Origin of the sequence: Photorhabdus khanii NC19 (assembly GCF_000517265.1) — a bacterium.
Lineage (GTDB): Bacteria > Pseudomonadota > Gammaproteobacteria > Enterobacterales > Enterobacteriaceae > Photorhabdus > Photorhabdus khanii.
Genome location: NZ_AYSJ01000002.1, coordinates 373,588 through 386,992 on the forward strand (window position 1 = coordinate 373,588; position 13,405 = coordinate 386,992).

15 protein-coding genes are annotated in these 13,405 nt (G+C 38.5%); 14 read left to right on the forward strand and 1 reads right to left on the reverse strand.

Annotation, left to right across the window (positions count from 1 at the left end):
* Position 1: 1 nt before the first annotated feature.
* The 11 genes from PTE_RS01770 (at position 2) to PTE_RS24275 (ending at position 8,567) form a co-directional block, all read left to right on the forward strand.
* Positions 2-511, forward strand: a complete 510-nt coding sequence (locus tag PTE_RS01770) for a SycD/LcrH family type III secretion system chaperone (protein WP_036842647.1) — start codon at positions 2-4, stop codon at positions 509-511.
* Complete coding sequence (gene sctE / locus PTE_RS01775) at positions 492-1,688, forward strand: type III secretion system translocon subunit SseC family protein (protein WP_036842649.1); 1,197 nt, start codon at positions 492-494, stop codon at positions 1,686-1,688. Before PTE_RS01770 ends, sctE begins: the two co-directional genes overlap by 20 nt.
* A gap of 11 nt (positions 1,689-1,699) precedes the next feature.
* Complete coding sequence (locus tag PTE_RS01780; protein ID WP_036842651.1) at positions 1,700-2,584, forward strand: YopD family type III secretion system translocon subunit; 885 nt, start codon at positions 1,700-1,702, stop codon at positions 2,582-2,584.
* A gap of 408 nt (positions 2,585-2,992) precedes the next feature.
* Positions 2,993-3,436 carry a type III secretion system chaperone gene (locus PTE_RS01785; RefSeq protein ID WP_036842653.1) on the forward strand — a complete coding sequence of 148 codons (444 nt, stop codon included), beginning with the start codon at positions 2,993-2,995 and terminating at the stop codon, positions 3,434-3,436.
* Positions 3,433-3,666 carry a T3SS regulon translocated regulator ExsE family protein gene (locus tag PTE_RS01790; RefSeq protein ID WP_036842655.1) on the forward strand — a complete coding sequence of 78 codons (234 nt, stop codon included), beginning with the start codon at positions 3,433-3,435 and terminating at the stop codon, positions 3,664-3,666. The genes PTE_RS01785 and PTE_RS01790 overlap by 4 nt, the downstream gene beginning before the upstream one ends.
* A complete protein-coding gene (locus PTE_RS01795; RefSeq protein WP_036842657.1) occupies positions 3,663-4,049 on the forward strand; it encodes a YscW family type III secretion system pilotin in 387 nt (128 codons plus the stop codon). The genes PTE_RS01790 and PTE_RS01795 overlap by 4 nt, the downstream gene beginning before the upstream one ends.
* Positions 4,050-4,984: 935 nt before the next feature.
* On the forward strand, positions 4,985-5,974 hold the full coding sequence (locus tag PTE_RS01800; RefSeq protein WP_036842659.1) for a glycosyltransferase: 990 nt from the start codon (positions 4,985-4,987) through the stop codon (positions 5,972-5,974).
* 234 nt (positions 5,975-6,208) lie between these two features.
* Positions 6,209-7,009 (forward strand): alpha/beta fold hydrolase, encoded by an 801-nt coding sequence (locus PTE_RS01805; protein WP_036842662.1) that lies wholly within the window; start codon positions 6,209-6,211, stop codon positions 7,007-7,009.
* Positions 7,010-7,370: 361 nt separating this feature from the next.
* Positions 7,371-7,694 carry a phage holin, lambda family gene (locus PTE_RS01810; RefSeq protein WP_021323761.1) on the forward strand — a complete coding sequence of 108 codons (324 nt, stop codon included), beginning with the start codon at positions 7,371-7,373 and terminating at the stop codon, positions 7,692-7,694.
* 12 nt (positions 7,695-7,706) lie between these two features.
* Positions 7,707-8,108, forward strand: a complete 402-nt coding sequence (locus tag PTE_RS01815; protein WP_036842665.1) for a structural protein — start codon at positions 7,707-7,709, stop codon at positions 8,106-8,108.
* A 6-nt stretch (positions 8,109-8,114) separates the two neighbouring features.
* Entirely contained in the window at positions 8,115-8,567 is a 453-nt protein-coding gene (locus PTE_RS24275; RefSeq protein WP_239002356.1) for a lysis protein, read from the forward strand.
* Between the two features lie 76 nt (positions 8,568-8,643).
* Here PTE_RS24275 and PTE_RS01820 read toward each other — a convergent pair whose 3' ends face one another.
* The gene (locus PTE_RS01820; RefSeq protein WP_036842668.1) at positions 8,644-9,039 is read right to left on the reverse strand and encodes a VOC family protein; all 396 of its coding nucleotides are present in this window, start codon (positions 9,037-9,039) and stop codon (positions 8,644-8,646) included.
* A gap of 551 nt (positions 9,040-9,590) precedes the next feature.
* Between PTE_RS01820 and PTE_RS01825 the strand changes: the two genes are divergently transcribed.
* The 3 genes from PTE_RS01825 to PTE_RS01835 all read left to right on the forward strand — a co-directional run bounded on the left by PTE_RS01825 (position 9,591) and on the right by PTE_RS01835 (position 13,377).
* Positions 9,591-10,736: a polysaccharide export protein gene (locus tag PTE_RS01825; protein WP_036842670.1), complete on the forward strand. Its 1,146-nt coding sequence runs from the start codon at positions 9,591-9,593 to the stop codon at positions 10,734-10,736.
* On the forward strand, positions 10,736-11,164 hold the full coding sequence (locus tag PTE_RS01830; protein WP_036842672.1) for an arsenate reductase/protein-tyrosine-phosphatase family protein: 429 nt from the start codon (positions 10,736-10,738) through the stop codon (positions 11,162-11,164). The genes PTE_RS01825 and PTE_RS01830 overlap by 1 nt, the downstream gene beginning before the upstream one ends.
* 71 nt (positions 11,165-11,235) lie before the next feature.
* Positions 11,236-13,377 (forward strand): polysaccharide biosynthesis tyrosine autokinase, encoded by a 2,142-nt coding sequence (locus PTE_RS01835; RefSeq protein ID WP_036842673.1) that lies wholly within the window; start codon positions 11,236-11,238, stop codon positions 13,375-13,377.
* Positions 13,378-13,405 lie beyond the last annotated feature (28 nt).

The following is a 13,405-nucleotide window of genomic DNA, read 5'->3' on the forward strand; positions in this document are numbered from 1 at the left end:
TATGGAGCACCAAGAAACACCTACCACTTCTGACCAGTACGCACAAGAATTGGAGTCCTTTCTTCACGACGGCGGTACCCTTGCCATGTTGAAGGATGTCTCCAGTGATACGCTGGAACAGCTTTATTCATTAGCGTTCAATCAGTACCTGTCAGGTAAATGGCAGGATGCGCATAAGATATTCCAGGCCTTATGCATGTTGGATCATTATGACTCCCGGTTTTTTCTTGGGCTGGGGGCATGCCGTCAGGCAATGGGACAATTGGAGCAGGCGATTCAAAGTTATAGCTACGGAGCGATGCTTGATATTAATGAGCCTCGCTTTCCATTTCATGCTGCTGAATGTCTCCTGCAATTAGGAGAGCTTGATGGGGCCGAGAGTGGCTTCTACTCGGCTCAACAGCTTGCGGCAGCTTTGCCGGAACAGGCTGCTTTGGCTGCCAGTTCTAGCGCAATGTTAGAAGCCATCACAATAAAAAGGACTCAGGAAGATGACTCTGATAGCAAATGAACACCAAGTTCCTCTATTGCGAGGCGGTTTTCAGGTTGATGATATCCCTGTGGCTACACCTCCTAAAGAGGATTATCGCGTTACGCCTAGCCAGGCAGGTAACGTATCGTCTGATGTAGCTAAGTTACGAGGGGTATCATTGCCGGAACCATTAGCAGTGAGTAATACTCGTCTTGATGTTCAGCAACAAGGGAAAATAGCTAGTCTGGTCGCATCGGTTACGCAAGGAGCTTTGTTGGCAACAGGACTGACAACAAAGCTGACAGCAGAGTTGAAAGAAACTTCGCGGTTGGCCTCTTTGGTGATGTCCTCACTTGCGGAATTAGAAATTGAACTGGGCAAACTGACCAGTGAGATCGAGCGTACTCAAACGAAGCTCAATATCCAGAATATCCAGCGGGCGCGTCAGGAAAGCTTGCAGAAAATGGATGAGAACCAGCAGAAGATCAAAGAAGCAGAAAATTCTGCTAAAGAGGCGCAAAAATCTGGGTTGTTTTCCAAAATCTTCGGTTGGATCAGTGCGATTGTCTCAATTGTGGTCGGGGCGATCATGGTTGCTACTGGGGTTGGTGCGGTAGCAGGCGCTATGCTGATTGCCGGAGGGGTAATGGGTGTGGTGTCTCAGGGGCTACAACAAGCGGCTCAGGACGGTTTAATCAGCAAGGAAACCATGAAGTGGCTGGGGCCAGTAATAACTGCGATTGAGGTTACGATGGCGGTGGCAGCAGCGGTAGTCAGTTTCGGTGGTTCAGCCGCTGGCTTGATAGCCAAAATGGGCGCTAAGATGGGCGTTAAAGTGGCTGAGGTGACGGCTAAGATGGCAGTAAAGGCTGCAGAGCTTTCGGCAAAAGTCGCCGGTACAGCGGCTAATGCAGCTAATACTTTGTCTCGTAGTGTGAAAGTAGGTATTCAGGTGAGTGACGTGGTTGTTGATTTAGCTAATGGTGGTGCTCAAGCTGCCAATTTTGCGTTCCAGAGTAAAGCGGCTAATCGACAAGCAGATGTACAACTTTCACGTAGCGAATTGACGGCATTCCAGGCTGTTATGGATAAGCTTAAAGAGGAACTGTCCCAGATGGTGGAATCTTTCCAACATGTAATGGAGATGGTTTTTCAGATGCTCAATGCTAGGGGTGACATGATGAACAATCTTGCCAGCCGACCTCATGGAATTTAGGGAATAAAAAGATGAATACTATTGATAGCTTTAACGGTTCTCAGGCGATCACTTTCAGCAACACAACTGATGTTGTGGTTGATAAAAATTCTGTCGCAACAACACATGAAGCCGCGATCCAGCAGTCGGAAAAAACCGGGCGTATGGATAAGGTTGATTTGATTGCACCACGACAGGGCCTTGATCTCAGTCGGTTAGGTAATGTTAAGCAAGAATTGACTAGCACATTGGATATGATGTCGTTGCTTTTTGAGATCGCTAGGAAGATGCGTGAATTGGGTATCTTGCAGCGTGATACCGAAAACAAGGCAACTATTGATGCTCAGAAGTCACAAGTAGATGAGATGCGTCATAGTGCCAAGTTGACGATTGCTATGGCTGTTGTTTCAGGTGTAATGGCGTTTGGTTCAGCGTTGGTGGGTGGTTTCTCTGCTTTTAAAAATGGTCAGTCGATTAAGCAGCAGAAGACGCTGGACAATAATATTGCTGGTCGTAAAGAATTAATCGACATCAAGATGCAACAGTTGGGTAAGAGTAGCGATGCGGATCGGGTAGCGATTGGTAAAGTATGGGATACAGCGCAAGATGCTGACAAGAATGCTCTGAAATCTCTTACACTGGTTTTTGATAATCGTAACAGCAAGCAGCAGATCTCCAGTTCGGTGATGAACGGTTTAAGAGATATGTCTAATAATGCAGTGCAGGTAGAACAAGGACTTTCTCAGGCCAAAGCCAAGGAACATGAAGTCGATGCGTCTGTTGCCCAGCATGAAAAACAAAAGAGTGAAGAGCAGATATCATTGAATAACAACTTTATGAAAGATGTCTTGCAGTTGTTGCAACAACTCTCTCAGAGCCATAATCAGGCATGGCGTGCGGCGGCTGGTGTGGTGTAATCTTGGTAGCCGATAAACGTTGATATTGTAAGTATGAGCGTCCAGAAAAGGGCGCTCAATTTGTTAATAACGCTTTGGTTTCTTTATCAGAACTTTGGTTTACCAAGGTTAGTATAAAACTAAGCTGACTAAGAGAACCTATCTCACGACAGTATTCACTTGAAATAGTCATCTTCGCAGGACATTTTATAGAGCAGAATGCGTTATAGAAAAAGCACTTCACCTATGATTTTGTACTCAGTTTACAATCACCAGAGTGACTTTTTTATTAAAAGAACTGTCTTTGAGTGACAGAGGCATAAAAGATGATGGTAGTAAACTAACTCCCTTTTCTGCGGGAGTAACCCGTTTGCTTAACCGCGCGGTAACTTCAAGTTTACCTGATTTCCTTCTCTGCGGGAGTAATCCATGGATGTGATAGTTATCATCAACCAAGTTTTGGCTGAATTTGCTGCCAAATTTGGTTTGCCACACCTAGCTTTAAATCATGAAGGTGTGGCTGCTCTCTGTTTTGATGAGCATCTTAACCTCTCTTTGATCTTAATTCCTGAACGTGACCAACTCGTTTTACAGGTAGATGTTGCTGATATCACTGCTGTCGGGGAAGGAATTTTCCGTCAGTTAGCCAGTTTTAATCGTCATTGGTATCAGTTTGATCTTCACTTTGGTTTTGATGAATCAACTCAGATGGTACAGCTTTATCGGCAAATGTCAGCTAGTCGGCTGAGTCTAGCTGCTTTTGAGGAGAGCCTTTCGAGTATGTTGGATCATGTCGAGTTTTGGCAGGAGTTATTGCAGGCTCAACTTCCGACCGACTCTGAACTGAGTAAATCTCTGGGAATGAGAGTATGAAAATTGATAATTCATTACCTATTCATTTAACAAACGTATCTCATGAGAATGACAATCTTTGTTGTGGTCGCCGGGTTATACCTGGGCATGTACCGCAAAATGTTCATGAGCCGCTTTCTGTGGTATTGAGTAGAGGTCTTGTAATAGAGCTTGAACATGAGATGGCATTACAGCGCTTGTTGGATGGGCAGCATACCCCGTTATCACAACGTAGAATCAGCTTGTTATGATCAAAATAGGGCTATTGCTGTGTTTGCTGATTACCGGATGTGTCAGTGAGGTAATCAAGAATGACGCATCACCGTTGATTGAGGGGGATGTAACCATGCCAGTTTCTCTGCCCAGAACAGCAAATATTGAGCTGTCATTGTTTACTGTTGTTGAAGGAAAAGTATTGATAGTGGGTGAGATGAATTATCGCCTGGATATGTTACCTCTCATTTTTTCTATGCGTTTAAATCCACAGTTTTCCCATGATGAGTTGTTTTTAAGAACCCGCCTGCGCTGGGATGGGAAACGAGCGGTACAAGCAAAGAGTCAACAACGAATCGTGACAGGAAAAAGAATTGTAGTGCAATTGTCTCTTTTTCCTTGTTATCCAGAGTGTCTATGAGCCTGAGTAGTCAATATCTTGGGCTGTTTAATTTACATTATCTTATATTGAATGATTTCATGGGATATTTTCTTGTTTATATTATCTAATATATAATTTAATTAATTTTCAGTATTAAATATCTATGCAGTAATACGCTGTGTGAATTGCTATCTTTATATTTTTACATTTCATGTTCAAGATTGAATAGTCTCGCTGATAATATGTTATTAAATCCATTTAGTCATGTATGGGATAAGAATAATATATAACATAAGCCATTTTAAATATCCTTGTTTGAAGTTAATATCAATCTTAATTATTTAAAATTCAATAAACTAATATTTTTATCAAAATATCGATAAATAAAAAATCTACCAAAATTGGTATTGCGATATCTGGAATGTTGATTAATAAATGGTATTATTTGTTAGGTGCTCTTTACAAATTAATACAATGACTTTCTTTATATTCTTATCCTAATATTTATATTACAAACGAAAGGCGTGATTGTTTTTACTTCTTTTATATCAGAGTATTTATTCATATTAAGGCGATTTTTGAAAATAAGGTATTCTTACCCAAAATTGACATGCTAAAATACCAGGATAATGACATTAATAGTGGGTAGAGAGGTGGATCATAAAATTTATCTGATAAAGATATGACTGTTTAATCATTGCAACTTTATTCTGTCTTATTTACTAGTTTATTTATATTGGTTCAATAAAATTGAGTTGTTATGGCTATCGTTACATGAAGCAGTAACATGTAAATTTTCTATTTTTTTATTTTCATACTTCACTATTAACTATTTTAGTGAAATTTTTTAATTTGATCTACAAATCGCTCTTAAAATATTGTATGGTTTATGAATAGCAACGAGCAAAAGGCACATTTTTATCATGAAAATAATGTTTTTATTAAAAACGATTAATACATTAGAGGGATTATAGATGTTTCAGTTTGATATTACTATTATTATACCTGTTTTTAATGATGAAGATAATATAGTCTATTTGCTAGATGCAATATCTTCGCAAGAAAATATTAATTTTGAGGTCATTATTATTAATGATGGATCAACTGATAATAGCTTAGCGGTAATCAAGGAATATGAAAAAAGAGATAATAGAATACGAATCTTCAATCAAGAAAATAGTGGTGTCTCAATAGCTAGAAATTGTGGCATAAAATATTCTAGAGGTGAGTGGATCTTATTTGTTGATAGTGATGATTGGTTAAAACCACAAATATTAAGGAAATGGCTTGATCAAGCCCTTGAACAAAGATTAGATGTGTTAATTGGTAATGGCGTGAGTTTTACAGAAGATCCATTCTCACAAGAGAATAAAAGAATAACACGTAGACAGCCTTATGGTAGTGTGTTAACGGGTGAAGAATGGATAGAGTATTGTGTTAAATGTAGAGAATGGCCACATTTTGTTTGGTTACAACTGGTTAAAAAAGAATTGATTATAAATAACCAATTGAATTTTATAGAAAATACCCTCCATGAGGATATTTTATGGACAATTAATTTGTCACTTATAGCGAATCGAATCGGCTTCTGTGAGGAGCTATTGTATTGTTATCGACATAATCCAAAATCAATAACTCGATCAAAAGAAATTAAAAAATTATATCATCGAGCTGACAGTTATATTACTGTAGTTGATTCAATTATTAAAATATCAAAAGGAATTAAATGTAAAAATTCGTTAAAAAGATCACTTAATCGTCATGCAATAAGGGAGGTAGGAAGTTTTTTTATTTTGTATAGAAAAAAGATACAAGATCCTGCTTTAAAAAAATTGTTAGCGAAACGTTTTGTTCGCCAAATTGCTTTGAGCGATTTATTATTTGGTGCGCATAATTACCATGAAGTATGGTTTGTTATACGTTGTAATTTAATCTTATTATTAAATAAATTCATTAATTGGTGACTACGATGTTCTGAATGTAAATTTCTCTGATGTAATTACTTGGTTGCTTCATAATTTATTGGAATAGATAACTCAACGTTTAACGCTGACGGTGAAGATTGTAAGATTAATGGGTTAACTGATTACTGGTGTAGCATTGTTCATTTTTTGTTACCATGTGATGTGTAAATTGCGTACGATACTGAAAAAGAAACCCAGCGTAGTATTTATAATCTCTTTACTAAGGATAGGATTATGAGTCAATTTCACTGCAATAATATAACAATAGATTACAATGACAATGGAGTCGGTCCAATAACATTGCTACTGCTTCCTGGATGGTGTGAGCCTAAAACGGTTTTTATTCCATTTGAAGCGTTGGCTGAGGAAACTTTCAGAGTGATTAGTTTGGATTGGCGTAATCATGGGTTATCCTCCCAATCTGCATTGCCATTAACGCCAGAGATGTTGTTAAATGATGTTGTTTCTTTCATTAATTCATTAGATATAGAACAGCTTATACTGGTCTCAGTTGCTCATGCCAGTTGGATTGCTGCCGATATAGCAGAGATAATGCCAGAGAGAGTATCTACACTCGTATTTCTTGATTGGATTATGACTAACCCTGATCCTGCATTTTTTCAGTCAATTAGCGATATACAAGATCCTGAAGATTGGATTTCAGCAAGAGATTCTTTATTTAATTTCTGGCTGGGGGGAGGAAATAATAAAATTGTTATGGATCATTTAGTTAAAGAAATGTCACAAATAGATTTCCCTGTGTGGGAGGCGGCCGGAAAGGCGATAGTTGGAGCATATAGTAGATACGGCTCTCCCTTAGGACGATTGAAAATTTTTTCCGGAGGGCATCAATGTATTCATATTTATTCTTTGGACAGAAGTGATAATTATTTACTTGAGCAGCAAAAATTTTCCTTCGAGCACTCATTCTTCCAGGTTAAGCGATTGGAAAATGCCAAGACCCATTTAGGGATACTTGAACAACCTGAAGCGGTTTATCGTGTATTAAAAGACTTTATATTAAAGGCACAGTAATAAGCCTTGCCTTTTAATTTAAGGATACGATGTCGGAAAATTAAAAAATAAATTTTAAATTTTGTTTTTATAAAAAATCAATAATGGTTATCAGGGGGGATATTATCTTGTTGGAATGGTTAATACGCTAATAAGTTATATATCTGTTAATTTTTATCACTTCCTGACACATAATGATACACATCCGGTGTTTGTTGATGAGCACGGAATTATACTAAATGTAAGTAATCACATTACAAAATTTAAGGCTGCGCTATGTGTGGCCTTTTCTTATTCTACTGATTTCGCAGTATTCCTATTAACTCAAATTTAAGGCTACACGGCAGCCTGTGGATTCCCATTATATCAATGGGAGGAAAGGATGAAATACATGGATAAACAGCCTGACATTTGGATGCAGCTATGGTTATGGCTGCTGTCAGTCAAAGAGCAAGGTATAGGTGCGGCACTGGCTGCTGCAATGGCTTATCTCAGGGGTAGATATAACGGAGGTAAGTTCTGGACGACAATTATGGATGCCATCATGTGCGCCATGATTGCTTGGTTTATTCGTGATGTGCTGGATTTCTTTGGTATGAGTACGGATTTGGCTTACATCGGCAGTGTCATTATTGGTTATCTGGGAACTGACTATTTCGGTCAGATCTTAAGAAAAGTGGTTAATAACAAAACAGGCAATAAGTAAAAGGAGTAAATGATGAGCAGAGGCATTCGAAATAATAACCCCGGCAATATCCGTTGGAGTGATGATTGGCAAGGTTTGGTTCCTGAATCACAGCGTACCGATAACGCTTTTTGTCAGTTTGTCGGTCCTGAATATGGTATTCGGGCAATGATTAAAATTTTACATAATTACAATAGAAAATATGGTCTCAAAACAGTGAAGGGGATCATTTCACGCTGGGCGCCCCCCAATGAGAATAATACCGAGGGTTATGTTAATCGTGTGTGTAAAGACACCGATGTTACCTGCGACCAAGTTGTTGATGTGTTTAATCAGGTATTTATGACCAAACTCATTAAGGCCATTATTACCGTAGAGAATGGTAGTCAGCCCTATAACAACGCGGTCATTGATAAAGCCTTTTCACTTTTATAGGGCGATATGATGAAGTTTAACTCACACGGTTACACCTTCGTTGCACTGGTTCTTGTCTCGTTGGTGGCGCATCACTATTACGGTAAGTACACCCAACAGCTTGATACGACAGTCCAGCTACAGAGCGAGTTGCTGGAGCAACAGAATGAAATCGCCAGTCAGCAGGAGAGGATAAAACTCCTGTCTGAACTGGATAATCAATATACAAAGGAACTTGCTAATGCCAAATCTGAAATTGATGCTCTTCGTGGTGATGTTGCCGCTGGCCGCCTCCGGTTGCGTATCGCGGCAACCTGTAATCAAAGCGAAGCCGGTTCCTCCGGCAGCATGGGCGATGCAGGAGCCCCACGATTTAACCCGGCAGCTGAACAAGATTATTTCGATCTCCGAAGAATGATTGTTGAGAACGAAAAGCAAACTAAATATTTGCAGGAGTATATCAAAACTCAGTGTCAATAGCTGAGTTTTGATCATGTTATTTCACAATGTCAAACAAGGTAGGTGTGGGTTGGTTATCAGGCAAGTATGCTTAAAGTTAAACAGGGGATACTGTGTTTTGTAACACAACCCGATAACCATCAATATCTTCAAATGTTTTACCATTAACATCCCAGTATGGATTGTAAGAAGGAACAGTGATAAAACCAGCGGTTTCTATTAACGATATTTGATGTGACCACTCTGAATGGTCTGATATATAGAAGGCCAGTAAATTATCTTGTGTGGGTGCTTTGCCTGCTGTTGTACCATGATGATGTGTAAATTCGAGATGCCAGGGATGATCTGGATGTCCTAATATGATGCCATCAAAGTTTTCATGATTTTCGAATTGACCTAAAATAATAAACCCTAAACCTTGGCAGTACATGTCGGCAACCTGATTTAAGTTATCGGTTGGTCTGGCTATTCTTAGGATGGCTGATTTGTGCATGATAGTCCCAGTTGATAAAATTTTTATGGAATATATTCAACCTTCAGGTTTTCTGTCTCTAATATAAAACAATCAATAATAGTAGTGGATAATCGTGAAAAGTACAGGCTCAAATCACAAATCCGCTTATGTGAACACTCGCTTGATGCAAGTTAGTGTGTATTTTTTCCGCCAATGTAATCTCAATCATGTATTCAATTTCGATAAATTCTGATGAATGTTCTTGTCATCTTGCATCAGAGGGATGTGGTTCTTACTTTCTGTTTGCAATAATACCTTATAAAATACATTCCATAATTAAATAGTTAATTAATATATTATTTGTTTGATTTATATTTATTTAATAGTTTGAATTCCTCAAAAGTGTTAAGTTGATTTCTATTGTTTTTACAAAGTGATATGACCAGCAACATAGAGGCTTGTGATACTTAAGCAAAATTTTTATATTATATTATATTTTATTATATTATAATCTGGTTTTCTTAGGGAGATTATAATTAATACTAATTGATGTATTTTTTTGTTTATTATTTTTTAAGGATAAATTTCTGATGAATATTAAGGAATTAATTATAGTTCTGGCATCATTCTGTTCTATGTTATTAGGTGGTTGTACGGTTGCTCCTGGGAGTAGTCTTCCTGTTTATAATAAAGAAATAATCAATGGTAATGATAGTAACTATGATATTAATAATTTGGTAAATGTTTATCCGGTAACACCACAGTTAATTGAAAATTTACGAGTAAACTCTGCTATTGCACGTCCTAATCCTGAGTTAGATAAAGAATTACAGCAATATGAATACCGTATTGGTGTGGGTGATGTCATTATGGTTACTGTCTGGGATCATCCTGAATTGACAATACCAGCAGGGCAATATCGTAGTGCCAGTGATACGGGTAACTGGGTTCATTCTGACGGAACGATTTTTTATCCATATATTGGCAAACTTCATGTGAAAGGGAAAACGGTCACTCAAGTGCGTACTCTGATTACAGAGAAGTTATCAAAATATATCGAATCTCCTCAGATTGATGTAAATATTGCTGCGTTTCGTTCACAAAAAGCCTATATAACAGGCGAAGTTGCCAAGTCTGATCAACAACCTATCACCAATGTTCCTTTAACTATTATTGATGCGATTAACCATGCCGGTGGTTTGACCGAAAATGCTGACTGGAAAAGGGTCATTTTGACTCATAAGGGAAAGGAGACAATTATTTCTCTGCAAGATTTAATGCAAAATGGTGATCTGAAGCAAAATCGTCTGCTCTATTCCGGCGATATCTTATATATTCCTCGTAATGATGATTTGAAAGTATTTGTTATGGGAGAAGTCAGAAAACAGAGCACTTTGCGTATGGATCGTAGTGGTATGACCTTGACAGAAGCATTGGGTAACGCTGAAGGTATGGATCAATTATCAAGCGATGCGAGTGGAATTTTTGTTATCCGTTCATTGCGCAATATGCCTGATAATAATGGAAAAATAGCTAATATCTATCAGCTCAATGCTAAGGATGCAACAGCATTAATCTTGGGAACTGAGTTTAATTTACAACCTTATGATATTGTTTATGTTACCAGTGCGCCAATTGTTCGTTGGAATCGGGTTATCAGTCAGTTGGTGCCAACGATATCAAGTATTAACAACCTGACTGAAACAACCCGATGGATTCGTACGTGGCCTAATTAATGTTTAATTCTATTCTGATTGTATGTGTGGGTAATCTTTGTCGATCTCCAACAGGGGAGCGTTTATTGCGGCAGCTATTTCCTCAGAAAGAGATTTATTCTGCGGGAATATCGGCTTTGACAGGAAAACCTGCACATGAGCTCTCAAGTAAGGTTGCGTCCAGACATGGATTGTCTTTGGAAGGGCATACCGCACGCCAGCTAACCAGTGAATTATGCCAGCAGTCAAGCCTGATTCTGGTTATGGAAAGAAAACATATTGAGGCTGTAAACCGGATAAACCTAGGGGCAAGAGGGAAAACAATGCTTTTTGGTCATTGGTTAAGTGAAATGGAGATTCCTGATCCTTATAAATCCGATATTGAGGTTTATGAATATGTATATCAATTGTTATTTAAGAGTGCTAATGGTTGGTTAGGTAAATTATAACTTATAAGTATTTTTTGATTCTGGGTTTTTTATTTTTCATTACTTCTTAATAAAGTAATTATAGGCTTTTTATGACTACATCAGATAAATCAAGTCACACACATACGGATAGTGATGAAATTGATTTAGGCCGTCTTCTTAGTGCCTTATTCGACTATCGCTGGGCTATTGGCGGAATCACTCTCTTATTCATGGTTATTGGTCTTGGTTATTCCTTGATTGCGACACCTGTATACAAAGCGAATGCTTTATTGCAGGTTGAAAAGAAAAGCAGCGCACTATCTTTAGTCGGGGACATGACGGATATGCTGTCTGGAAGACAGTCAGATACATCAGCAGAACTGGAACTATTAGTTTCACGAATGATAATAGGCAAGACGGTAAAGGACTTGAATTTGGATATTCAGGTTACAGCCGACTATTTTCCTGTGATAGGCAAGGGAATTGCCCGTCTTCGAGGTATGCCTAAGCCTGACATTGTTATTAAAAATTTTACGGTATCATCAGAGCGTATTGGTAAAGTTATAAAAATATATGTTGATGATTCAGAAAATTATCAGTTGGAGTTTGACGATCAGGTTTTTCACGGGCAAGTGAACAAGGTACTTGATGCTGATGGCATAAATTTGCTTATCTCAAATATCTTAGCCCCTCCAGGGCAAAGTCTTACATTGGTTAAACGGCCCCGGTTGGATGCCATTCGTTCGCTGCAACAAGCTTTACGGGTAACGGAGAAAGGAAATAATACCGGCATTATCTCGCTTGAAATAGAAGGTGATGACCGTAAAAGAATAAAATCGATACTTGATAGTGTCAGTAAAAATTATTTGCAACAGAATGTGACAAGAAAAACTGAAGAGGCTGAGAGTAGTCTTAGTTTTTTAAAGAATCATTTGCCTAAAGTTAAAATGGCGCTCAATAATTCTGAAGAGCTGCTTAATCAGTATCGTCAGGCTAATGAATCTGTCGATTTATCACTTGAAGCAAAATCAGCTCTGGAGACATTGGTCCAGATTGAGAAACAGCTTAATGAGTTGACTTTCAAAGAAGCTGAGTTACAGCAATTGTATACTAAACAACACCCTGCTTATGTTGCTTTGCTTGATAAACGGAAGACGTTGGCTGAGACTAAAAAGGAGCTGAATCAGTCAATCAAACGGTTACCGAAAACACAGCAGGAAATTTTACGTTTAACCCGGGATGTTCAGGTTGGGCAAGAAATTTATGTGCAGTTACTCAATAAACAGCAGGAACTAAACATTTTGAAAGCTGGGACGGTTGGTAATGTTCGTATTATTGATGAAGCTGTTGTAGAAAGTTCAGCGGTAAAACCGAAAAAGCCACTGATCATTGCCGCTATGACGATGTTAGGGCTTATATTGTCAATCGGAGTCGTTTTATTAAGAGTAATGTTCCGTAAAGGAATTGAAAGCCCTGAGCAATTGGAAGAAATTGGGGTTTCCGTTTATGCAACTATCCCACTATCTGAGACTCAGGCTAAACTTGAACAGCAACAGAAAAAGAGAACTCATCGTCAGAAATTGCGGTTATTAGCTATTCATGATCCTACTGATTTGGCTATTGAAGCATTGAGGAGTCTTAGAACAACCCTGCATTTTTCAATGATGGAATCCGCGAACAAAGTTATTCTTCTTTCTGGTTCAGCGCCTGAATTGGGGAAATCTTTTATTTCGGTGAACCTTGCGGCGGTATTGGCATTAGGTAATAAACGCGTTCTTTTAATAGATGCAGATATGAGAAGAGGCCATTTGCATAAGGTGTTGGAAAGTTCTCAATCTCTGGGGCTTTCTGAATACTTGGCTGGTCAGAATCAGTTAAAAGAGGTTATTACCAGAACCTACCTTACTGAGCTTGATTTTGTCAGTCGAGGCAATATTCCGCCTAATCCGTCAGAGCTGCTTATGCATAATAGATTCAAGGAATTATTATCCTGGGCAGAAGAGCATTATGATTATGTCTTGGTAGATACTCCACCTATTTTAGCCGTAACCGATGCTGCGATTATTGGGAGATATGCAGGAACTTCATTGTTAATTGCCCGTTATTATAAAACGAGAGTTAAAGAAGTTGATGTCGCTATTCGCCGATTTGAGCAAAATGGCACTCATATTAAAGGTGTGTTGCTAAATGCGGTAGAGAAAAACTCCAGTCTCTATTATGGTGGACATTATCAATACAGTTATAAGGATTGACCTTTTTCTCCGGCTTTAGGCCGGAGAA